General features: G+C 62.3%; 12 protein-coding genes and 6 pseudogenes. 6 read left to right on the top strand and 12 right to left on the bottom strand.

The window, feature by feature from the left end:
- Positions 1-55 precede the first annotated feature (55 nt).
- The 10 genes and pseudogenes from BCV67_RS20725 to BCV67_RS19320 all read right to left on the bottom strand — a co-directional run.
- Positions 56-163: pseudogene (locus BCV67_RS20725) on the bottom strand (hypothetical protein); the annotation flags it as partial.
- 1 nt (position 164) lies between these two features.
- Positions 165-668: pseudogene (locus BCV67_RS20600) on the bottom strand (hypothetical protein); the annotation flags it as partial.
- A gap of 913 nt (positions 669-1581) precedes the next feature.
- Positions 1582-4815: pseudogene (locus BCV67_RS19355) on the bottom strand (efflux RND transporter permease subunit).
- Positions 4816-4830: 15 nt separating this feature from the next.
- A complete protein-coding gene (locus tag BCV67_RS19350) occupies positions 4831-6084 on the bottom strand; it encodes an efflux RND transporter periplasmic adaptor subunit (RefSeq protein ID WP_062171269.1) in 1254 nt (417 codons plus the stop codon).
- The gene (locus BCV67_RS19345) at positions 6081-7334 is read right to left on the bottom strand and encodes a TolC family protein (RefSeq protein ID WP_062167469.1); all 1254 of its coding nucleotides are present in this window, start codon (positions 7332-7334) and stop codon (positions 6081-6083) included. The genes BCV67_RS19350 and BCV67_RS19345 overlap by 4 nt, the downstream gene beginning before the upstream one ends.
- A 56-nt stretch (positions 7335-7390) precedes the next feature.
- A complete protein-coding gene (locus BCV67_RS19340) occupies positions 7391-7702 on the bottom strand; it encodes a hypothetical protein (protein ID WP_126941536.1) in 312 nt (103 codons plus the stop codon).
- Between the two features lie 141 nt (positions 7703-7843).
- On the bottom strand, positions 7844-8215 hold the full coding sequence (locus BCV67_RS19335) for a diacylglycerol kinase (RefSeq protein WP_027080084.1): 372 nt from the start codon (positions 8213-8215) through the stop codon (positions 7844-7846).
- Positions 8216-8286: 71 nt separating this feature from the next.
- Positions 8287-10002 (bottom strand): phosphoethanolamine transferase, encoded by a 1716-nt coding sequence (locus BCV67_RS19330; protein WP_055765228.1) that lies wholly within the window; start codon positions 10000-10002, stop codon positions 8287-8289.
- A gap of 158 nt (positions 10003-10160) precedes the next feature.
- Positions 10161-10394, bottom strand: a pseudogene (locus BCV67_RS20720) (dolichyl-phosphate-mannose--protein mannosyltransferase); the annotation flags it as partial.
- A 793-nt stretch (positions 10395-11187) separates the two neighbouring features.
- On the bottom strand, positions 11188-11805 hold the full coding sequence (locus tag BCV67_RS19320; protein WP_014159605.1) for a cation transporter: 618 nt from the start codon (positions 11803-11805) through the stop codon (positions 11188-11190).
- 105 nt (positions 11806-11910) lie between these two features.
- On the opposite strand from BCV67_RS19320, the gene BCV67_RS19315 reads away from it, so the two are divergent.
- The 3 genes and pseudogenes from BCV67_RS19315 (at position 11911) to BCV67_RS19305 (ending at position 16609) form a co-directional block, all read left to right on the top strand.
- Entirely contained in the window at positions 11911-12324 is a 414-nt protein-coding gene (locus tag BCV67_RS19315) for a MerR family transcriptional regulator (RefSeq protein ID WP_014159604.1), read from the top strand.
- Positions 12321-13592 (top strand): site-specific integrase, encoded by a 1272-nt coding sequence (locus BCV67_RS19310; protein WP_082746536.1) that lies wholly within the window; start codon positions 12321-12323, stop codon positions 13590-13592. The genes BCV67_RS19315 and BCV67_RS19310 overlap by 4 nt, the downstream gene beginning before the upstream one ends.
- 23 nt (positions 13593-13615) lie before the next feature.
- A pseudogene (locus tag BCV67_RS19305) lies at positions 13616-16609 on the top strand (Tn3 family transposase).
- 51 nt (positions 16610-16660) lie between these two features.
- On the opposite strand, the gene BCV67_RS19300 reads toward BCV67_RS19305, so the two are convergent.
- Positions 16661-17272, bottom strand: a complete 612-nt coding sequence (locus BCV67_RS19300; RefSeq protein ID WP_065868188.1) for a DEAD/DEAH box helicase family protein — start codon at positions 17270-17272, stop codon at positions 16661-16663.
- A 47-nt stretch (positions 17273-17319) separates the two neighbouring features.
- Between BCV67_RS19300 and BCV67_RS19295 the strand changes: the two genes are divergently transcribed.
- The 3 genes and pseudogenes from BCV67_RS19295 to BCV67_RS19285 all read left to right on the top strand — a co-directional run bounded on the left by BCV67_RS19295 (position 17320) and on the right by BCV67_RS19285 (position 21625).
- Positions 17320-18585, top strand: a complete 1266-nt coding sequence (locus BCV67_RS19295; protein ID WP_062167475.1) for a ferredoxin reductase family protein — start codon at positions 17320-17322, stop codon at positions 18583-18585.
- Positions 18586-19105: 520 nt separating this feature from the next.
- Positions 19106-19840: pseudogene (locus tag BCV67_RS19290) on the top strand (TCP-1/cpn60 chaperonin family protein); the annotation flags it as partial.
- Positions 19841-20125: 285 nt separating this feature from the next.
- On the top strand, positions 20126-21625 hold the full coding sequence (locus BCV67_RS19285; protein WP_428999532.1) for a transposase: 1500 nt from the start codon (positions 20126-20128) through the stop codon (positions 21623-21625).
- A gap of 324 nt (positions 21626-21949) precedes the next feature.
- Here the strand turns inward: BCV67_RS19285 and BCV67_RS19280 are convergent, their stop codons facing one another.
- Complete coding sequence (locus BCV67_RS19280; RefSeq protein ID WP_062167478.1) at positions 21950-22672, bottom strand: VIT1/CCC1 transporter family protein; 723 nt, start codon at positions 22670-22672, stop codon at positions 21950-21952.
- Between the last annotated feature and the right edge of the window lie 12 nt (positions 22673-22684).

The following is a 22684-nucleotide window of genomic DNA, read 5'->3' as shown; positions in this document are numbered from 1 at the left end:
CCAGCTCCTCCAGTGGTGCGCCACCCTTGATGAGTACGCCACCTCGCGCAGCTCGCGCAATTCCCGCTAGAACCGCGCTTGGAGTCGCGATTGCCAGTGCGCAAGGGCTTGCCGCTACAAGTACCGCCATCGCTCGATAGAAGCTGTCGCGGGAATGGCTCATCGATCACGATCCATGAGAAAAGTAACAGCACGGCCAAGATCAGAACAGCGGGAACGAATACCCTCTCAAACTTGTCTGTGAAGCGCTGCGTTGGCGATTTCCTGGTTTCGGCTTCGCTCACCATCTTGACGACGCGGGCCAGTGCCGATTCGCCTGATCGACGCGTGACTTCAACCTCCAGGGCGCCGGAGCCATTGATAGTGCCGGCGAAAACACGTGACTCCATTACCACCGAATCAGGTCGATCCCGTGCTAGAGCAGCGTCATTGACTGCCAGCTTATCAACCGGGATGCTTTCCCCGGTGACAGGGGCTTGGTCAACGCTGCTAGCCCCTTTGATAACGAATCCGTCCGCCGGCATCCGGTCATTGGGACGTACGACCACCACATCTCCAGGTATCAACGATTCAACCTGGACTTCCACGACCTGCCCATTCCTCAGCACCCTGGCAGTTTCTGGGGCAAGCTTGGCGAGAGCTTCTATCGCACGTTTAGCCCGGCCCATCGCGTAGTGTTCAAGGGCGTGACCGAGACTGAAGAGGAACAGAAGCAAGGCGCCTTCGGCCCATGCGCCGAGCGCGGCTGCGCCTGCCGCTGCAACCAGCATCAGCGTATCGATCTCAAAGCGCTTCAGCTTGATGTTCCCGATCGCCTCGCCAAGCGTGAACCAGCCGCCAAAGACGTAGGCTGCTACGTAAAACGCTGTGGGGATCCAGGGCGTTTGGGTCAACCCAAGCTTTTCAATCGCAAATCCCACGATCAGGAGCAGGCCGCAAGCAAGTGAGAAGATCAGCTCACTATTGCCACCTAGCGTGCCCCCGTGGGAATGACCGGGGTCCTGTCGGTCCTTGTGATCGTGTCCTTCGTGCTGATCCTTCAAATCTCCCCTCGGACTCGGTGGCTCTTGCGCTACACCCAGCGCCTCAAGCTTCGCTCTCAGCTCCGCCTCGCCTGTCTTGGCTCTCTCGTACTCGATGCTTATGCCACCAGCTGGGCTGGTGGTGGCTTCAATGACGCCTGGTACGGCCTGCACTTGCGCCGCAATTGTCCTTGCCTTTCGTGTGAACGGCCGAACCAAGCTCCAAGAAAAGGTGGCCATACCGATCACCCAACTCAATGCCCACGGATGCGCCACCTCTCGGCACTCGCTGAAGCGAGACGATCTCGGGGTCGTAATGAATGCAGAGCGTTCCGAGAGCTTCGTCGCTACCCTCGCGAATGTGCACGCGCGATACTCCCTCCATGTCCTGAAGACCAGCGACCAGCCTCTGGACGCAGCTGTCGTCCCGAGAGACACCTGGGAGTATTACTGGCAGTTCGAGTTCTGTGGTCAGGTTCATTTGTTCCCTCCAACGTCATAAAAATGGAACGGGAAGTCCGGCAGGCAGATGCTCTGCCGGGCCCAAACACTCCATCATTCAGTGGACAGTTTCCGGTTGCCCTTTCGGGCCTGCCTTGGCCAAGCGTCCCGCAAATGTCGGCAGCACAAGAAGTGTTAGCACTGTTGCGGTCAACAGGCCGCCAATGACCACCGTGGCGAGAGGCTTCTGCACCTCAGCACCAGATCCACTCGCAATAGCCATTGGAATGAAGCCAACGATCGCCACCAGCGCGGTGGTCACCACCGCGCGAATTCGGCTGCCGGCACCGTTCATTGCAGCGATCAATGGACTGTCACCTGCATCAAGCCTCTCTCTGATGGCTTGCATGAGCACCAATCCATTCAGGGTCGCAACACCCGATACCGCGATGAATCCGACGGCGGCAGATACGAGAACGGCATACCACGCACCAGCAACGCGAGAATTCCGCCAACCAGGGCCAGTGGGACGCAGTGAACACCAGGCCCGCCTCCTTTGCGCTGCCCAATGCCATGAACAGCAGGCTGCCGATCAATAGGAAGACAATCGGAACAACTGTCATGAGTCGCTTTTCAGCCCGCTGCAAGTTCTCGAACTGACCTCCCCACGTCATGTGGGCGCCCGGCGGAAGCTGTACGTCCTTCACCGCCGCCTGGGCCTCTCCAACAAACCCGCCCAAGTCACGACCGCGAACATTTGCCTGCACCACCACACGACGGCTTCCATTGTTTCGACTGATCTGGTTCGGCCCCTCGCTGATCTCAATGCGTGCGACAGAGGAGAGCGGCACGATGCCCCCAGTTGGAGTTGCAATCGGCAGTGACGCGAGCTGATCGGGGTCATTGCGTGCATCGTCGCCGAGGCGCACAACAACATCGAACCGGCGGTCGCCCTCGAAGATCTTGCCTGCCGCAGCGCCGCCAATACCGGTTGAAAGCGCGTCGCTCACGTCCGCTGCCGTGAGGCCATACTGCGCAGCTGCAAGATGATCGATTGCCACATTGAGCGTGGGCAGGCCGGAAATCTGTTCAACACGGACATCCGCTGAGCCCTGGACATTCCTCAGCTTCAGCGCGACCTGATCGGCAACAGCTTGCAGTTGCTCGAAGTTGTCGCCGTAGATCATGACGGCCAGGTCCGTACGCACGCCTGAGATCAGCTCATTGAAGCGCAGCTCGATGGGCTGGCTGAATTCAAAGCTGTTGCCTATCTGCGAGGCGGCGATCTTCTCAAACCTTGCAATCAGATCCTCCTTGCTCAGGGAAGAGTCTGGCCACTCCTTTCTCGGTTTAAGTACGATCACACTGTCGGAGATGTTGGTCGGCATGGGGTCGATAGCTGCTTCTGCAGTACCGGTCCGCGAGAAGACCGTCACAACCTCTGGTTCAGCAGCAATGGCCTTCTCCAGCGCCAATTGCATAGCCAACGATTGCTCAAGCGACGTCGATGGCACACGCAACGCTTGCATAGCGAGATTTCCCTCATCAAGCGTTGGCATGAACTCTCGACCCAGCATCGTAAAGCCGACCACGCCCATCGCGAGCATCAAAATGGCGCCAGCGAACACTGCCTTGGGCCTACGAATCGCCGCTTGGATCGCCGGTTCAATACGGCCGCGCAGGACGCGGATGATGGCAGTCTCATGTTCTTCGTCTTGGTCGCTCTCGTGCCCCTCCTTGTTCGCGTGGAGCTTGGGCTCCCTGACCAACAGGGCAGCCATCGCCGGTACAAAGGTGAACGAGAAGATAAACGCGCCAACGAGGGCGAGCATGAAGGTGGCGGCCATCGGTTGGAACGTCTTGCCCTCCACACCTTCCAGCGTAAGGATCGGTGCGAACACCAACAGGATGATCACCTGGCCGAAGGCTGCAGGGCGCGCCATTTTCCTCGCCGAGTCGGCGGCCACACGCAGTCGCTCCATGGCATTGAGGGGTCGGCCGAGTTCCGCACGCCGCTTGCCAAGCATCAGCAGGGTGGACTCGATCACAATTACCGCGCCATCCACAAGGATGCCGAAGTCCAGCGCACCCAAACTCATGAGGTTGCCGCTGATGCCGAACTTGTTCATGCCGATAACAGCGAACAGGAACGACAGCGGAATGACCAATGCGGTGATGGCTGCCGCACGCAGGTTGCCCAGGAGCAGGAACAGCACAACTACGACCAGCAGGGCACCTTCGGTCAGGTTCTTGGCGACAGTCTTGACAGTGGAGTTAACCAGCACACTACGGTCCAGCACTGGCTCTGCGAAGATATCGGCGGGCAGAGATTCATTGACCTGTGCCAGGCGCTCAGCTGCAGCTTGAGCGACGGTGCGGCTGTTGCCGCCGGCGATCATCAGTGCCGTGCCCAGTACCGCCTCATGACCATTTCGGCTAGCTGCACCAAGCCGTGGGGCGCGCCCCATACCGACCTCGGCAACATCGGCCACCCGGATGACCACACCGTCCTTGGTGGCCACCGGCGACTGAGCCAAGTCGTCGGTCGTCAGGGCAAGGCCGTCTGCCCTAACGACCAGGCCTTCGCCCGCACGCTGGACGAAACCCGCGCCAGCCTGGACGTTGGAGCGTTCCAGTGCTTGGACCAGATCGGCCAGACCCAAGTTGTATGCCGCCAGTCGAGCGCTGTCGGGGTAGATGCCGTATTCCTTGACGTACCCACCCACCGTATCAACACCGGCCAGGCCGGGGCTGGAGCGCATCTGTGGTGCGATGATCCAGTCCTGGACAGTACGCAGGTACGTTGCGCGCTCCTGGGCGGTTCCAAGACGATCGCCCTCTGGTGTCAGGTAGACCTCACCCTCTTGCCAGCCAGCCTGGCCGGGCTTGGCCAGCTTCTTGGGGTCGAATGGCTTGAAGTCCACCGTCCACATGAGAACCTCGCCCAGCCCGGTTGTAACCGGGGAGAGCATGGGGACACGCCCTCGGGCAGATCTCCGGCAGCCTCCCGCATCCGCTCTGCCACCTGCTGGCGGGCGAAATAGATGTCGGTCTGATCAGTGAAGATCGCGGTGACCTGAGAGAAGCCATTGCGTGATAGGGAGCGAGTGGTGTTCAGACCTGGGATGCCGGCCAAGGCCGTCTCCAGAGGATAGGTGACCTGGCGTTCAATCTGCTCCGGAGTAAGGGCAGGTGCGATGGTATTGATCTGAACCTGGCGGTTGGTGATATCTGGTACAGCATCGACTGGCAGCTTGCTCAGTTGGAACAAGCCAAAGCAGGCAATCGAAGCAGCCAGAAACACCACGAGCCAACGGAACTTGACCGCTGCTTCAATGATGATCTTGAACATGGTGTATGAGTTCCCTTAGTGGCCGTGCTCGGCTTCGCCCTTGGCCAGTTCGGCTTTGAGCAGGAAGGCATTGGCGCCTACGAGGCGCTCACTACCTGTCAGGCCGTTAAGGATTTCGATTCGATTACCTGCACGACGACCAGCGAGTACCGGCGTAGCCTGGAAACCACCCTGGACGGCAACGAAGACAACACTTCTGCCATCAACGCTTTGGACCGCATCCGCCGGCACACTCATACCTTCAGCGGCACTATCGGCGATGATGACGGCCGAAACGGGGGAGCCGGCCGGTGGCAACTTCTCCGAAATTGGTTTGGCGCGAATGGTCGCGGTGCCTCCCTGCTGCATCACATTCGCAGCGGCGGCAATCACCTCAGCTTCGAAGCTTCCGCCCGGGCCAGTCACTTCCAGCTTCATTCCGGGCACCGCGAGAGTGGCCAGTGCTGGCGGTGCAGTGAATACGAGTTCATTCATGTCCGGATTGGAAACCTCCGCAACAAGCGTTCCAGCTGAGACGACACCACCGGGCGTCACTTGGACGTTGCCAACCACGCCAGCGACAGGACTGGAGATTGTCACCCGGCCGGAACTGTCCGGAGATCCACTGGCCGCTACCTGTGCACGTGCAGCACTAGCGGCGGCATCAGCGGCCAAAGAGCGCGCGCGCGAGGCCTCCAGCTCCTGGCGAGCCACTACGCCCTGCTCGACAAGAGACTTGTCGCGGCCGTAGGCCAGGCGAATGGCTTCGGCCTCCGCCGCAGCGGCAGTGGCGGCGGCTTTGAAGGTCGCAGCTTCTCCACTGACAATGATCACCAGGGGCTGGTTGCTCTTGACGGCTGTACCCGGCGCAACAAGCACGCGCTCAACGCGGCCGGTGACCGTTGAGGCGATGGCAGCACGCCCCCCGATGGCCGGCTCGACGCGACCTGCAAGGCGGGTCGATGCGCCACCGCCGCGGCCGACAGCCACCACGCCGATGCCAGATGCCTTGATCTGGTCAGGCGTCAGCTTGACTACACCTTCCTCGGACTCCTCTTCGCCATGTTCGCCATCACCATCACCTTCACTGTGCGCCTCGGCGGAGCCCGGCTTTGCGTCAGCTGCGTGATCGTCGTGACCATCATCCTTTCCAGCCGGCTTTTCTGCCTCCGTACCGGTGGATTTGGCATCCTCCTGCGCCCCGCCACTGCATGAGGTCAGCGCGCCGGTCATCATCAAGGTAGCCAGCAGCGTCGCTCCGATGAGCGTCTTGTTTCCGTACTTGTTCATTTTGCCTCCACAAACGGTGCGCGCCCTTCAAGGCGGGCGAGGTCGATTTCTGCTGCCACCCGGCTAAGACGGGCATCCACAGCACTGCCACGCGCAGCGATCAGGGTTGATCGCGTGCTGCGCAGCTCCAATTGCGATATACGACCTGCCTCAAATCCGATGCGGGCCAGCCGATAGGCTTCATCTGCGGCCTGTACGCTTTCATCCGCTGCTCGTGCGCGGCTGTTGGATGCCTTGAGACTCGCTACCGCTCCCAAACGGGCCGCCTCACTGTCACGCCTCTGAGCCTCCAGAACCGCTTCGGCAGCACGTTGTTCCGCATAGGCCGCCTGGATCGCACCGCGGTTACGATCGAATAGGGGGATCGAAAGGCTGATGCCCACGTTGTAAGCTTGGTCGCCCGCTTGGCGGAAGCGCGTCTGAGCCACGGATGCACTCAGTTGTGGCAACGCACGCTTGCGCTCAACATCGATAAGGCGGCCGGAGGCGTCCGCTTCGGCTTGGGCGATACGAACGGCAAGCGGGGCGGCCTCATTGTCAATTGGGTGAGAGGGCACTCGGTCAAGCAGGCTTTCGCCGATGTCGGTCAGCGGGCTGTCCACTAAGGACACCCCGGCTAGGCGAGCAAGCGCCGCATCCCGGTAGGCCTCGGCCTCATCTAGGCTGGCCTTTGCATTGGCGACCTCGCTCCGTGCCTGCACACCGCGCAGGTTGGGCTCACGTCCCTCGCTGACCATCGCAGCTACCGCCTTGGCGTCCTGTTCAATCAAGGCCAATGCCTCGCTGGCCAACTCATATCGGCGCAGCGCAGCCTCTGCTTCGGCGTATGTCGCAGCCAGGCGACCCGCTGCGTCACTGCGCATCAGATCACCCCGCAAGCCTGCAGCCCCAGCCTCCGCACGCGCGGCGCGCACTCGGGCCCCTCGTTGACCCCAAATCTCCAGCGGCTGGGAGAGGGTGACAATGCTGTCAGCGTTTGAGAAACCTTTGTAGGGACCAGTGCCGTAGGCGTTCTCCGCTTCGATGGAGACCGTCGGATTGGGCAGTGCCCGAGCCTGTTGTACCCGCGCCTCGGCTGCCTCAGCCAGCGCGACGCCTTGGACCGTCGCAGGCATCTGGTTCAAGCGAGAAAGCAACGATTCGTAAGATGGTGCAGTTTGAGCAGCTACATGCCCGGTTGGCACCAACGCCAGCAGAACAGCGACAGCCAACCCGGTCGCTGAAAGCGACCGACCCGTCAAAATCGACATAAAAACTCCCGTAAATTATCTGAGCGAACTACCCGCAAATGCGGGGCAGAGCCAGATCAGATACGGGGGGGGCGCATGGGTCCGTCGAGTCGGAGGGCGTAGACGTCCCCGTGCTCGGTACTGTGCAGCGAAATCCGGCCATCGGCGAACAGATCGTCGTGACCGGCAGCTGGGAGGCTTGCCGTTGAATGGTGGCAATGCCCATGGCCACAGGCATCGGCACTGGACGAATCCTTGCTCTTGCTCGACTCGGAGTCTGAATCACTTTGCAAGGCGTGCACATCGCCCACGCTGACCGTCGCTTCTTGCGCGCACGCCAATGCCTCGGCCACAGGCACGACCACGAACGCCGCCAAAAGCAGCAGCATCAGGTATATACGAATAGCAGGCAGAGAGCGACGCATTGGGAAAGGTTAGCAACCTCTTTTGGACGGATACAATTACATAAAAACACTACGGTGGCTGTGCTTGAACGCACCCTAGCCCCGTTCAGGTCGGGACCCAGGGAATCAACCCACAAGGATAACGGCCCATGTGAGGGCGACATTGCAAAGAGCCACGAACACCGCAGCCGACCCCATGTCCTTCGCACGACCAGCCAGCTCATGGATTTCTGGGCCATACCGTTCGATCACTGCCTCGATAGCGGAGTTCAGCAGCTCGAATGCCAAAACGAACAGTACGCTCCCCATGAGAAGCACTCGCTCTACCCCTGAGTTGCCGAAAAAGATAGCTGTAGGTAATGCCACCGCGGCCATAACAACTTCCAACCGAAACGACGATTCATGCAGCCAAGCTGATCTCAGCCCCTGGAGAGACCAGCGAAGCGCCTCAAAGACGCGCGCAATGCTCCGCGGACGATGACCGTACATATCTGCCACTTCGATGTTTCCTTCTTTTGGGCCCAAGAGACGCTCACGGGTCTTCCAACAGCGATACTCGCCGTGGTCGGCTATAGGCTGTGACCGGCGTTGCTGGTACAGCCTGAGAACAGATTTAGGCTCTCGTCTAGCACCGTCGTCCTAACCTGCATCAGGCCAAGCACAGAATGGAAGAGGTTGTCGTGGCTGGACGGCTGCTTTGATCGGTCCCGGACACATTGAAGGTCCAGGTTGTTGCTGCTCTTCATACCATCAGACATCCACATCACCATCGGCACCTTGATCTGAGTATCAGGGGCGATAGCGTAGGGGAGCCCGTGAAGATAGACGTTCGCCTCCCCTAATGACTCGCCGTGGTCGGAGACATAGATCAGCCCGGTATCGTGACTCTTGTCCTGTTCAAGCATGCGAATTGTCTTTGCAAGGAAGTCATCTGTCGCAAGGACCGCGTTGTCATACGCATTGACGATTTCACCGCGTGTGCACTTGCCCAAGTCTGCGTTTCGGCAGTCGGGAGTAAATTTCGTCAGATCTTCCGGGTATCGCTTGAAGTAGCTGGGTCCGTGGTTCCCCAGCTGATGTAGAACGACAACGACATCACCAGGGTTGTCCTCGATCGAGTCATGCAGACCTTGCAGCATAATCTCGTCACGGCATGCTTGGTCGTCGCACAGAACATCCTTGACCGGCACGCGATAGGATTCAAATGCCAGATCAGAGCAGACGCCCTTGCATCCAGTCTGGTTGTCACGCCATAGGGTCCTGACCCCGGCACGCTCCAAAACATGCAGAAGCGACTCCGAACCTTTGATCTTGTCTCGATCGTAGTCTCGCCTCCCGTACGCAGAGAACATACAGGGCACCGACACTTCGGTGTTTGACCCGCAGGCGGTCACGTCTGAGAAATTGACGACGTCCAACGCTGCCAACTGTGGCGTTGTCTGTCTGCCGTATCCATTCAAACCCCAGTTCTGCGCACGAACCGTCTCACCTACAACGATGACCAAGAAGTGGGGCTTCGCGCCTGGCGGATGAGGCGTCATCATGGCATCGGGGCCAACCACTTGGATCGGACCGCGCTCCGCACGGGTGTCTTCTCGCACAACCTTCGCAATGGAAGCGATGTAGTTTCCAGGGTTTGCAAGGTATCTGACTTGCTTGTGATTGCGTATGAGTGATGAGAGGTCGTCGAATGACGCAATTGCCGCGCCAACGATTACAACAACCGCCATGCCAAGTAGAAGCACTCTTGCAAGTATCGCCCGCGTCACATTGGAAGAACGTTGGAGCCTTACCATGCATACCGCGATAGCTGGCACGACGCCTTTAATTAGTACCGCAAGAAAGAAGCCCCAGGTCAGCAACTCTCCGGCTTCAGCGCCGTCGGTCTTCAGCACATTTCGTACCATGCTGGCGTCGAAGTAGACGCTGTAATTGTCTGAATAGTAGGCAGCAGTAGCGGACACGACGAGAAGCAATGCAAGAACCGGCTTCACCGTCCATCGAACGCATAGCAATCCGAGAATGAGCACATTCAAGGCAGTGAGGATCGCTCCCGTAGAGATAACAAGTAGCGCACGAGCTGCTCCGTCCGCACCACTCTTCGCAATTACTTCTGCGAAGAACGCGCTGTTGAGAAAGAACGTGAAGTACATCGCCACGATGATAATCAACGTGTTGACGCCCAGCTGCGGGCCGCAGATGGGCTTGCCAAGACGGCCCAGTGGATCTGAGCCTAGGCCCCCGCGCGAACTGCCTCGGTTGAATTCTGTTTTCACGTAATGCATTGGTGATTCCTTTTTATTGACCACCGCGCGCGCCCCTAGCGCACACGGCCGCCATTGCGCGTTCCTAGATGGAAAGCCATCCACACATATGCAACGCCTGACACCAGCGAAGGGGCCAGGACCGCGGTCCGCAGGTTTTGGGTCAGTGACAGCAGTGCAGCCGAGATCCACATGAAGAGACGCTTGTCTGGGTGCAGCTCCGCTCCCCGACGCGGGAACAGCGAGCTTCCGGTTGCCACCATTTGGGTGGCAACCAAGGCAAATCTCGGTTCGTCGACAGGCCCAAAATCGCGCACACCAAGAGATGCGCCGATGGCAAGCACGGAGGTTGCCATCAGTAGTGCCGCTCGATCGCGTGCAGTTCGGAGATTGGTAGATGTTGAGAAGGGCATTCAGGTCGCCTTCTTCAAGGCGGCGCAGTACTGGCCGGCGACTGCACGTGCAGCCACGCGTCGGCCGAGCGCACGGAGCGCCCAGCAACAAGATGTGTTCATGGAAAGACCTACACAAAGGTGATCGCAGAAGGACTGACAGGCGCGTTGCGCCTGTTATGCGATCAAAGCCTGGGAGGTCTAATCAGCGTGTCCGGGATGTGGGACGTCATGGGCTGTTCGTAGAACGTGTGCCCGCCTTCATTTCTTGCGGCTTCGGCACTGGTGAAACCGTTGGACGCCACAAAAGTGCTGCTGTGGTGGCAGTGACCGTGACCACAAGCGGCATGCGCCTTATCGGGGTGGCCATCGCCTGGCCCTGCCACTTCCTGGTGTGACTGCTCCTCAGAGAAGCAGACCGAAGCATCAACGACAGGCACGATGATCATCACTGCGAGCAGCAGTGCCAGAGCGTAGCGCTTGGCATGGATGACAATGGAAGGCACGTGTGGCTAGGACTGATACATTTGAGGCCGGAAAGATACCTTGGGTCCCGCTCATCAGCAAGCTGACGCTTATTCATCAATCTCGCGGGCTCGAGTGGCCTCTGCGAGTCAGGTGGCCAGGCAAAAGCTGGCGCGGGAAATTGACGGAATCCGGCATCCGAAGAACAGAAAGTTAACGTTTTGCCTGAGCTTCCGCACGGTCACGCAGATTGAGCTGCGACGGATTAGGTCGGGGGCCAGCTGCGCCACGTGACAGTGCCGGGTTCAAGCGCAGCCGCCAGAGTCCGAGCTCAGTCGGCCAAGCCTGGTCATGCAGCCGTCTTGCGCGCGTCGGCACCTGCCCGGCGGGCATCACCTAAAATCTCGAAGGCTTCCTTGATCACATACAGGCCGATCAGGGCGCCGATCACGAAATCCGGGTACGGGCTGGCCAGCCACCACACCAACAGACCGGCCAGGATCACCCCAACATTGGCGACCACATCGGCCCGCGTGAACAGCCACGTCGCTCGCAGATGCACTTCGCCGGACTTTAGCGGTGCCAGCATGCGCAGCACCGCCATATTGACCGCCAGCGACAGCAGGGCGGTGCCAATCATCCAGCCGCTGACCGGCTCGGCGCCGTACATCACCCGGCGGCCCACCTCAACCAACACGCCCACACCCAGCACAAGCAGCACGCTGCCGCTGACCCAAGCGGCATTGGCCTTGAAGCGCGCCGTGCGCCCGATAGCGACCAGGCCAATGGCATAGGCGGTGGCATCGGACAGCATGTCCAGAGCGTCGGCCAGCAGGCCAGTGGAATGGGCAATCCAGCCGGCGATGCCGCCGATCACGGCCATCGCCGCGTTCAACGCTAGGGCGATCCAGAGGACGCGCCGCTCCTGCGCATTCTTGGCCTCGTGGTGGCAGCCGCAATCACTCATCGGAACATCTCCAGTCGCAGGGAAGCCGGGCCCGGGCGGGTCGCTGGCATGACACAGCAGGTGAGTGTAAAGTCCGTAGCTACTACGGAGTCAAGCGTACTACGAATGAAAATCAGTGAGGCTGCCGACGCCAGTGGATGCCACCTGGAGACGATCCGCTATTACGAGCGGATCGGCCTGTTGCCGCGCCCGGGGCGCTCGGGCAATGGCTACCGGGTCTATGGCCCGGCCGACATCGAGCGGCTGCGCTTCATTGCGCGCGGCCGGGACCTAGGCTTCAGCCTGGAGGAGGTCCGCAGCCTGCTGCAGCTGGCCGGCGATGAGGAGCTTTCGTGCGGGGACGTGGACCGGCTGGCACGCAGCCATCTGACCGACGTGCGGGCGCGCATGGCCGACCTGGAGCGCATGGCCACCGAGTTGGAACGGGTGATTGCCAGTTGCCACGGTGGGCAGCGGGCTGAATGCACCATCCTGTCGACCCTGCGGCAGCCGGTCGCTGTGGAGGCCACGCGCCAGTGACCGAACTGGACCGCTACCTCGATGCAGCCACGCGCCAGAACACGGTGCGCAGCTATGCGTCGGCGCTGCGGCACTTCGAGGTTGAATGGCAAGGCCACCTCCCAGCGACACCGGACAGCGTGGCGCGGTACCTGGCCGCGTATGCGCAGACCCTAGCCGCCAGCACGCTTCGCCACCGGCTGGCCGCCATTGCCTCTTGGCACCGCGACCACGGCTTTGTCGACCCGACCCGGTCGCCGCTGGTGCGCAAGGTGCTCAAAGGCATCCAGACCCTGCACCCGGGCCAGGTCAAGCAAGCCGCGCCGCTGCAGATTCGGCGGCTGGTCGAGCTCGATGACTGGTTGGCTGCCGCGATCGCGGCGGCGCATGCCCGGGGCGACGGAGCGGCGGCGCTGCGCCATCAACGCGACCGAGCGTTGGTGCTGCTCGGATTCTGGCGGGGCTTCCGTGGCGATGAACTGCTGCGTCTGGACGTGGCCCATCTCACGCTGGTGCCGGGACAGGGGATGACCTGTTTCCTGCCGCGCAGCAAGGGCGACCGCCAGGCCGCCGGCGTCACCTACAAGGTGCCGGCGTTGTCGCGGTTGTGCCCGGTGGAGGCGACCCAGGTGTGGCTGCAGGCGGCCGACCTGCACGAAGGGCCGGTGTTTCGGGAGGTTAACCAATGGGGCCAGGTGAGCGCCGAGGGCCTGCATCCCAACAGCTTGGTGCGCCTGCTACGCGAGTTGCTGACCAGTGCCGGCTTTGCCGATGCGGGGCTCCACAGCAGCCATTCGTTGCGCCGCGGCTTTGCCAGCTGGGCCAACGACCAAGGCTGGGACATGAAGGCGCTGATGGAGTACGTGGGCTGGCGCGATGTGCAGTCGGCCATGCGCTATCTGGACGGGCGTGACCCCTTTGCCCGTGACCGCATTGAAGCAAGCCTGCCCAGTCCAACCGCGCCGGTACCGGCGATGGCACTGCCGGCGCCCGAGGGCAAACCGGCCTTGCAGCTGCGCCTGCGCATGGTGCTGACCCCGTTTGCCCGCACGGGCCGCGGCGCGGCCAAGGCCCGAGGCCGGATCGAAGAGATCTGCTTGGCCCCGTTCCAGGCTGTGCGCCTGAACACTGCCAGCAGCGAGTACCAGTTGACTGTTCCCACCGATCCCGACCGGGATCTGGATGAAATCCTGGCCACGTTGCTCGATGACATGCACCGCATGGCCGATACGCACCAGTGTTTCCTGGAAGCGTCTCTCAATACAGACGACGGCCGGCACTGGGATTGATCCCCTCATAACCTCCGGATCCAATGGCTACCCTTCACGAGACCGCCTACCCGCGACTGAAGCCTGATCCCACCGCCAAGGAACTGGAGGAGATCTATACCCCCACCGCCGCTGAGATTGCATTCGCCAAGCAGCTGACCACCCAGCCGGGACCGCAGCTGGCGGTACTGATTCATCTCAAGCTCTTCCAGCGCCTGGGTTACTTCACGGTGTTAGCCGAAGTGCCCGAGCGGATCCGGAAGCACATCGCCAAGGCCGCCCGACTCGGGCGCGTATTGGACACCGACCAGCTCGAACGTTACGACGCTTCCGGTAGCCAGCGCCGCCATATGCCGCAGCTTCGGCAGTTCATCGGGGTACATCCCCTGGACAAATCAGGCTTGGCCTGGCTGGACACGGTGGCCACCGGAGCAGCCCAGACCAAGCACACCATCCCGGACATCGTGAACGTCCTGCTCGAAGAGCTGGTGCACCACCGCTACGAACTGCCAGGCTTCCGCACCCTGGAGCTGGCCGCCATCGGCGCACGTGAGCGGGTCAATCTGGGCTACTACCGCAGCATCAGTCACGCGCTGACGCCTGCCACGCGCACGCTCATTGACGAATTGCTGCGCGCACCGGAAGGCTCCAGATTTACTGGCTGGCAATCGCTCAAGCGCGAGCCTGGCCGACCGACCAACAAGGAGGTCCGGTTCTATCTGCAGCACATCCGCATGCTGCAGCAGTTGGCCGAGCAGCTGCCTCCCATCGATGTGCCGGTGCCCAAGCTCAAGCAATTCCGTGCAATGGCTCGCGCCTATGACGCCAGCGAGTTAGCCGAACTGGCTCCGGACAAGCGCTATGCGTTGGCCACCATCTTCATTCGCGCCCAGCATGCCAAGACGCTGGATGACGCAGCCGAGCTGTTCATCAAGCAGGTGCGCGGGCTGGAGAACACGGCCCAGCAAAAGCTGCTGGCCTACCAGCTCGAACATGCCAAGCGGGCCGACTTCCTGATCGGCCAGCTCAAGGAAATCCTGCAGGCCTATCAGCTCGACGGCAGCGATAGTCAGCGCGTGGATGCCATCGATAACAGTCTGGAAGCGGAAGTGTCGACCTTGTTGGCCGAATGCGAAGAACATATGGCATACGCAGGAAAGAACTATCTGCCTTTCATGCTGCAACCCTACGGCGCGGTCAGGCCGCTGCTGTTCAATGGGCTGGAGCTGATGAACTTGCGGGCAACCAGCCACGATGCCGGCATGGAGCCGTTGATTGCAGCGGTGCTGTCGCTGCGCAACCAACGCCGTGAGCTGATCGAGGTCGCATCCCTCGGCCTGGACCCGGAAAAGGACTTCGATTGGATGTCCAAGCTCTGGCGTCAGCACGTGTTTGGCAAGCGGGCCAGCGCGGCAGGCGCCGGCTGGATGCACCGTAAGTACTTCGAGCTGGCCGTGCTGGTGCAGGTCAAGGACGAACTGAAGTCGGGAGATCTCTTCATCCCGAGCAGCGAACGATTTGACGACTACCGCGAGCAGCTGGTCGATGAAGCCACCTTGGCCCAGGAACTGGAAGCCTATGGCCAGGTGTCAGGCTTGCCCACCGACGCTGCGACTTTCGTGGCCGGGTTGCGCGCACAACTGACCGACTTGGCCGACGAAGTTGACGAGCGTTTCCCCGAGAATGTTCATGCGGACATTCTGGAAGGACGCCTGGTACTGCGGAAGGGGCAACGCGCCGAGGTCTCAAGCGCCATTGCCACCGTGGACCGCCTCATCGCCGAACGGCTCCCGGAGTCCAGCATCGTCGATGTCCTGATCGACGCCAGCCAATGGCTGGATCTGCACCGATTCTTCCGTCCGATCGCCGGCACCGAGAGCCAGGTTGAAGATCTCCCTCGACGGGTGATCACCACGCTGTTTTGCTATGGCTGCAACTTGGGTCCGACGCAGACGGCGCGGTCGATCAAGGGCTTCAGCCGGCGCCAGGTTGCTTGGCTGAACCTGAAATACGTGACCGAGGATGTGCTTGAGAAGGCCATCGTAGAGGTCATCAATACCTACAATAAATTCGACCTCCCGGGCTATTGGGGCAGCGGGAAAAGCGCCTCAGCAGATGGCACCAAATGGAGCGTCTACGAGGACAACCTGCTGTCGGAGTACCACATCCGCTACGGCGGCTACGGCGGCATCGGCTACTAACATGTGTCCGACAAATACGTGGCGCTGTTCAGCCATTTCATTCCCTGTGGTGTGCACGAGGGCATCTACATCCTCGACGGCCTGCTGGCCAACACTTCCGACATCCAGCCTGAGATCGTCCATGGCGACACGCAGGCCCAAAGCTACCCAGTCTTCGGTTTGGCCCACATGCTGGGCATCCAGCTGATGCCCAGGATACGAAACATCAAGGATCTGACATTCTTCCGGCCCGAACCTGGCAGGACCTATAAGAATATCCAGGCACTGTTCGGAGACAGCATCGACTGGCAACTGATCGCGACGCATCTCCACGACATGCTGCGGGTAGTGATCTCGATCCGATTGGGGAAGATCACCGCGTCCTCGATCCTGCGCCGGCTGGGCACCTACAGCCGGAAGAACAAGCTGTACTTCGCCTTCCGGGAACTTGGCAAGGCCGTCCGAACGCTGTTCTTGCTGCGCTACATCGATGACAACGAGATTCGCAAAACGATCCATGCTGCGACCAACAAGAGCGAGGAATACAACGGCTTCGTGAAGTGGGTCTTCTTTGGCAGCCAAGGGATCATTGCTGAGAACGTCCAACACGAGCAGCGCAAGATCATCAAGTACAGCCAGCTGGTGGCCAACATGATCATCCTCCACAACGTGGAACGCATGAGCCGGACCTTGGCCGTAATGCAGAAGGAGGGGATTGAACTGACGCCCGAGATTCTGGCCGGCCTGTCGCCTTACCGGACCAGCCACATCAATCGCTTCGGCGACTACCACTTGGATCTTGAAAGGGAAGTGGCGCCGCTGAGCTATACAGCGAAAGTCCTTGAACAGGCCCCATAGACGGGGACATCCGCCATCGGGACAAGACAATTATCATTGCGTTTCAATCGCTTAGGTGGCATTTGGCCCTGTACGTAACGATTCCCTGCCGACCCTCATGAGCGCCTGCTTCTCGGCCTCATTGAAGCGAAGCTCGATGATCCGGCTCTCGTAGCTGACTGGCACCACCGCCTCGTCTTCCTGCGCGGCGATCATGTCGTAGACGTCGACGTAGGTGCCGAAGACCGCCTCGGTGTCGCGGTCGTCCAGGCTCACAGGCGTGCCGGTCATGCCAAGGTAGATCGCGTTCGGCAGCGCATCGCGCATGTACTTGGCGAGGCCGTACTTGGTCTGGCCCGTCTTGGTATCGAGGTCGGCTCTGAAGCCGTACTGCGTGCGGTGCGCCTCGTCGGCGATCACGATGACATTGCTGCGCTCGCAGAGGACCGGCACCGAAGTCTGGCCACGCTCGGGAGCGAACTTGTTGATGGTGGTGAAGAACACGCCGCCGGCTTCCACGGCCGTGAGCTGCTCGCGCAGGTCGTCGCGGCTGTTGGCCTGCACCGGCGTGGCACGGATCGACCAGCGGCAGTCGGCAAAGGTCTCGAACAACTGGCCGTCCAGGTCTTTGCGGTCGGGGCTAATCAGGTCGCCAGATTGATCCCGATCAACGCGCGTCGGCACGCCTGACGGTATCATTCGATCCGGCCTTTCGATTGGACGGATCTGTCATGCGCCTCGGTTCGCATTCCCTGATTGTTCCCGCGGTGTTGGCCAGCTTCGCGCTGACGGCCTCGGCGGTTCCCGGCAGCACCTGGCCGACCACGGGGATGCTCAGCCTGGGTTCGGGCGTCGCCGCCGTGTCGCTGATGGCCCTTGCGGCCGTCCTCGGGGCACGCTGGAAGGCGGTCGAGTCGCTGTTCGGTGGTCTGGACCGCGTCTATGAGACGCATAAGTGGCTGGGCGTGTGGGCGCTGGTGTTCGCCTCGGTCCATCTGGTCTTCAAGGCGGGTTCTCCGGCATGGGAGACAGCGGCCATCCTGCCGCTGCCAGGACCGGTGACGCGGCTCGTCCGGCAGCTCAGCTTCGTCTCGCTGATGCTCATCGTGCTGCTGGCGCTGAACCGCAAGATCCCGTACCGGACCTGGCGGTGGTGGCACAAGCTGTCCGGTCCGCTGTTCCTGATCGTCGTGGCGCACTGGGCCAGCTTCAAGTCGCCCATCGCGCTGGCCAGCGCGGCGGGCGCATGGCTGGCCGTGCTGTCGTCGCTGGGCGTGATGGGGGCGGCCTACAAGCTGCTGCTGTATCCCCTGTTCTCGCGGCATGCGCGGTACCGCCTGCGCGCGGTGTCCGCCAACGGCAGTGCCGTCCACCTGCAGCTGGTGCCCGAAGGTCCGGGCATTCCGTTCCTGCCCGGCCAGTTCGCGTTCGTATCCTTCGGACACGACGGCCTGCGCGAGCCGCATCCCTTCACCATCGCCAGCGCGGGGGACGCCGATGGCGGCATCGCCTTCATGGTGCGTTCGCTGGGCGATTACACGGAGCGGCTGGTGAGGGATGCCAGGCCCGGGATGGTGGCACAGGTCTATGCGCCGTTCGGCCGGTTCGAGCACAGGCCCACCGGACGGAAGGAGATATGGATCGCCGGTGGCGTGGGCGTGACGCCGTTCATTGCCTGGCTTCGCGATGCCGACGCGTCCGCGTTGGACGGCGTGACCTTCTTCCATTTCTTCACGCCGGGTCGCGAGCTTCCCGACGCCGTGGATCTGGCGGGGATGGCGCGTGCGCGGGGTGTCGAACTGATCGACATCGCCACGGGACCGTCGTCAGCCGGCTTTCGTCAGCAGTTCGCGCAACGGGTCGAGCGGGCGGGAGCGTCGGGGGTGCAGATCAGCTTCTGCGGCCCCAAGGGCCTGCTGGACCAGGTGCGCCAGCTGATGCGGGAAACCGGCGTGGCGGAAGACCGGTTGCGGCACGAATTGTTCGAGTTCCGCTGAAGCGGGGCGATTCATGCTGGTCAAGACGCTACGGAGGATCTCCGCCCCCCTCGGCTAGGAAGGCCTCGATGGATCGCGCATACGCATCCGGCCGCTCCCACCACAGGATGTGTCCGGCGCCGGCGACGAACCGGTAACGCGCGTCGGGGAACAGGTCCACGTACTCGTAGGCTTCGGCGTAAGGCACGAAGTCGCACTGCCCCTGGAGCACCAGCACCTTTCCGGGGAAGCGGCGCATCTGCGGGCGGGGATCGGCGACATCGCCGAACCAGTTCGCGCCGGTGCGCACGTACAGCCCCGCGCCTCCTTCCTCAGGCTGCACCTTGCGCGGATCGCAGACCATGTTGCGGGTGAAGCGTGTCGCCAACGTGTTCAACGCGGCATCCGCTTCCGCATCCGATACGGTCTTGACGTCGAGGGCCATGGCGATGGCCTGTGCCAGGATCAGCTTGGGCGGCATCGCCGACAATGCCGTATCGCCACGGTACTGCTCCGCATCCGGCGGACGGAAATCCAGTGCTGCGAAGTCGGCCTGTCGCTGGAGAAGGCCACGATCAACGATCTGGGTCGCGCCAAGCGCGTCGTCATCACCAAGGAAAACAGCACCATCATCGACGGCGCCGGCGATGCCGAGCGCATTCAGGCCCGCATCGGCCAGATCAAGGCGCAGATCGAGGAAACTTCTTCGGACTACGACCGCGAGAAGCTGCAGGAGCGCGTGGCCAAGCTGGCCGGCGGCGTGGCCGTCATCAAGGTGGGCGCTGCGACCGAAGTGGAAATGAAGGAAAAGAAGGCGCGCGTCGAAGACGCCCTGCACGCCACCCGTGCAGCGGTGGAAGAAGGCGTGGTACCGGGCGGCGGCGTGGCCCTGATCCGTGCCAAGGCGGCCATCGAGAACCTCAAGGGCGCCAACGAAGACCAGAACCACGGCATCGTCATCGCCCTGCGTGCGATGGAAGCTCCGCTGCGCGAGATCGTCACCAACGCCGGTGAAGAGCCTTCGGTCATCGTCAACGAAGTGAAGGCCGGCTCGGGCAACTTCGGCTACAACGCTGCCAACGGCCAGTTCGGCGACATGGTGGCCTTCGGTATCCTGGATCCGACCAAGGTCACGCGTACCGCACTGCAGAACGCCGCCTCCATCGCGGGCCTGATGATCACCACCGAAGCGATGGTGGCCGAGGCGCCGAAGAAGGAAGAACCCGCCATGCCGGCAGGTGGTGGCATGGGTGGCATGGGTGGTATGGATTTCTAAGTCCGCCCATCGCGCCAGTGGTGGCGCGAAGACGTCCGCGCAGCGGGCGAACCGCGCCCTCCAGCAAGCAAGCGTGACCACGAAGCCCGGCCTTTTGCCGGGCTTCGTGCTTTCTGGCGTCCGACGTGGGAAACGCCCTGTCTTAAGCGCGGCGATGTCCGATACGAAAACCGGAAAAGGCCGATATGAACCGGCCGGGGCGGGCGCAAGCCTGAGCAGCCATTCCCTGCACCGGAGTGTTTCGTGCCGCGCCTCGCCGCGACCGTGTCGCAGCTGCAGGATGCCGTGGCGCACGCAACGTCGCCGGCAGCGCATCTGCCCACGGCTCGCTATGCGCCTCACCGTCCCGAGCGCACGCTGCTGTATTCGCTGGTGCAGGCGCATTGGCCGGACTTTCTCGCGCGCCGTGAGGTAGAAGACCGCTCGCTGCCCGAGTATGTGCGCGAGGAGTTCGAGACCTACCTGCGCTGCGGCGTGCTCGAGCACGGTTTCCTGCGCGTGGTGTGCGAGCAGTGCCGGGCCGAGAGGCTGGTGGCCTTCTCCTGCAAGAAGCGCGGCTTCTGCCCCAGCTGCGGGGCGCGGCGCATGGCCGAGAGCGCGCGGCACCTGGTGGAGGAGGTGTTTGGCCCGCGGCCGGTGCGGCAATGGGTGCTGAGTTTTCCGTACCCGCTGCGCTTCCTGTTCGCCAGCAAGCCGGAGGCCATCGGCCCGGTGCTGGTGATCGTGCAGCGCGTCATCGCCGGCTGGTTAGCCGATCAAGTCGGCGTCGACCACGCCAGCGCGCAATGCGGCGCGGTGACCCTGATCCAGCGCTTCGGCAGCGCGCTGAACCTGAATGTTCACTTCCACATGCTGTGGCTCGACGGCGTGTACGACGCGAACGTCGAGCCCCCGCGGCGCAAGCCGCGCCTGCGCCGCGCCCGTGCCCCCACCTCTGCGCAACTGACGCAGCTCGCCAACACCATCGCGCATCGCGTGTGCCGGCACCTGTCGCGCCGCGGCTGGCTCGAAGGCGAAGACGAATCCGTGTTCCTGTCCGACAGCGCGGGTAGCGACGACGGCATGGATGGGCTGCGGATGAGTTCGATGACCTACCGCATCGCCACCGGTCGCGACGCTGGCCGCAAGGTCGTCACGCTGCAAACATTGCCCGGTGACGCAGGCTCGCTGGAGGGCGATGCCGGCAAGGTCGGCGGCTTCTCGCTGCATGCCGGCGTGGCCGCGGAAGCACACGAAAGCCACAAGCTCGAAAAGCTGTGCCGCTACATCACGCGCCCGGCGATCAGCGAGCAGCGGCTGTCGATCTCACCGCAGGGTAGGGTGCGGTATCAGCTCAAGACGCCGTGGCGAAATGGGACCACGCATGTCGAATGGGATGCGGTGGACTTCATCGCCGAGCTGGCGGCACTGGTCCCGCCACCTCGCGCGCATCTCACCCGCTTCCACGGCGTATTCGCCCCGAATGCAAACCTGCGTGCGCAGCTGACGCCCTCGGGGCGCGGCAAGCGGCCTGCGGGCGATGCGGCGCCAGTGGACGTCAGCGCCCACGACGAGCCGCGCAGCCCCGAGCAGAAGCGCCGTGCGATGAGCTGGGCGCAACGGCTCAAGCGGGTCTTTTCCATCGACATCACCACCTGCGCCCACTGCGGCTGCGCGGTACGGATCGTCGCCAGCATCGAGGAACCCACCGCCATCCGCGCCATCCTCGCCCACTTCGAGAAGCACGGCGCGCTGGAGCAAGCGCACTACCGGCCCGCAGCGCGCGCGCCGCCGCCGGCCGCGTGACGAGGTGCCGGCCACACAGCCGGCAGCCAAGCCAGAGTCCGATCCGATGCGGCCACGACCCCGCAGGGCTGCGCTCGGCCCTGTGCCGGGATTCGGTGAGAAATGGCTACGCACTGAGCCGCTGCGTGGCCCCGCGATGTCGAAAACCCACGCATGAACCCCCGATCTGTGCCCGATCTGTGCCCAAAGCGGCGCTTGCGCGGCCGCTTCCTACCCGCCAGACTCGCCAAAAAGGGCGGTTGAACTTCCTATACCCTTCAATCTTCCGGACAGATGCAATGATCTCTGACCGGGGTCTGTTTACAGGGCGTTGCCAGCGCTGCGTTAAACCACCGTGCCGAACAGGTGCCCGATCACGCCGGTCGCCAGCATGGCAGCGACACCCCAGAACACGACGCGCGCGGCGGCCTTGCTCTTGCTGGCCCCGCCCGCGCGGGCCGACAGGGCGCCGAGGATGCCGAGGCTGATCAGGGACACGACGGCCACAACCGGCGTGATCAGGCCAGCCGGCGAAGCAACAGCAGCAATGATCGGCAGGACGGCGCCGACGGAGAAGCTGAGGGCGGAGCTGACCGCCGCCTGCACAGGTTTGGCGGCGACGATCTCACTCATGCCGAGTTCGTCACGCGCATGGGCTTCCAGGGCGTCATGCTCTGTCAGCTGCCGGGCGACGTCCCGGGCCGTTTCAGGGGTCAGGCCGCGGCTGATATAGATTTCGGTCAGCTCCTGGAGTTCGGCGTCCGGATGGCTGTGAAGGGCGGCGCGCTCGATCGCGAGGTCTGCCTTTTCGAGGTCTGCCTGCGAGGAGACGGACACATATTCCCCGGCGGCCATCGACATGGCACCGGCCACCAGGCCCGCGAGGCCGGCGGTGAAGATCGCGCCGGGTGTGGCGTCTGCGGAGGCAACACCGATCAGCAGGCCGGCGGTGGACAGGATGCCGTCATTGGCGCCGAGCACGGCGGCGCGCAGCCAGTTCACCCGCTGGAAATAGTGGTGTTCTTTGTGGATGTAGGAATTGTCGGATTCCGGTGCAGATTCGGCCATGGGTCAGTTCCT

Source organism: Stenotrophomonas nitritireducens, assembly GCF_001700965.1.
Classification (GTDB): Bacteria; Pseudomonadota; Gammaproteobacteria; order Xanthomonadales; family Xanthomonadaceae; genus Stenotrophomonas; species Stenotrophomonas nitritireducens_A.
Note: the sequence above shows the minus strand (reverse complement) of the source record. Positions and strands in the feature narration are given on the sequence as shown.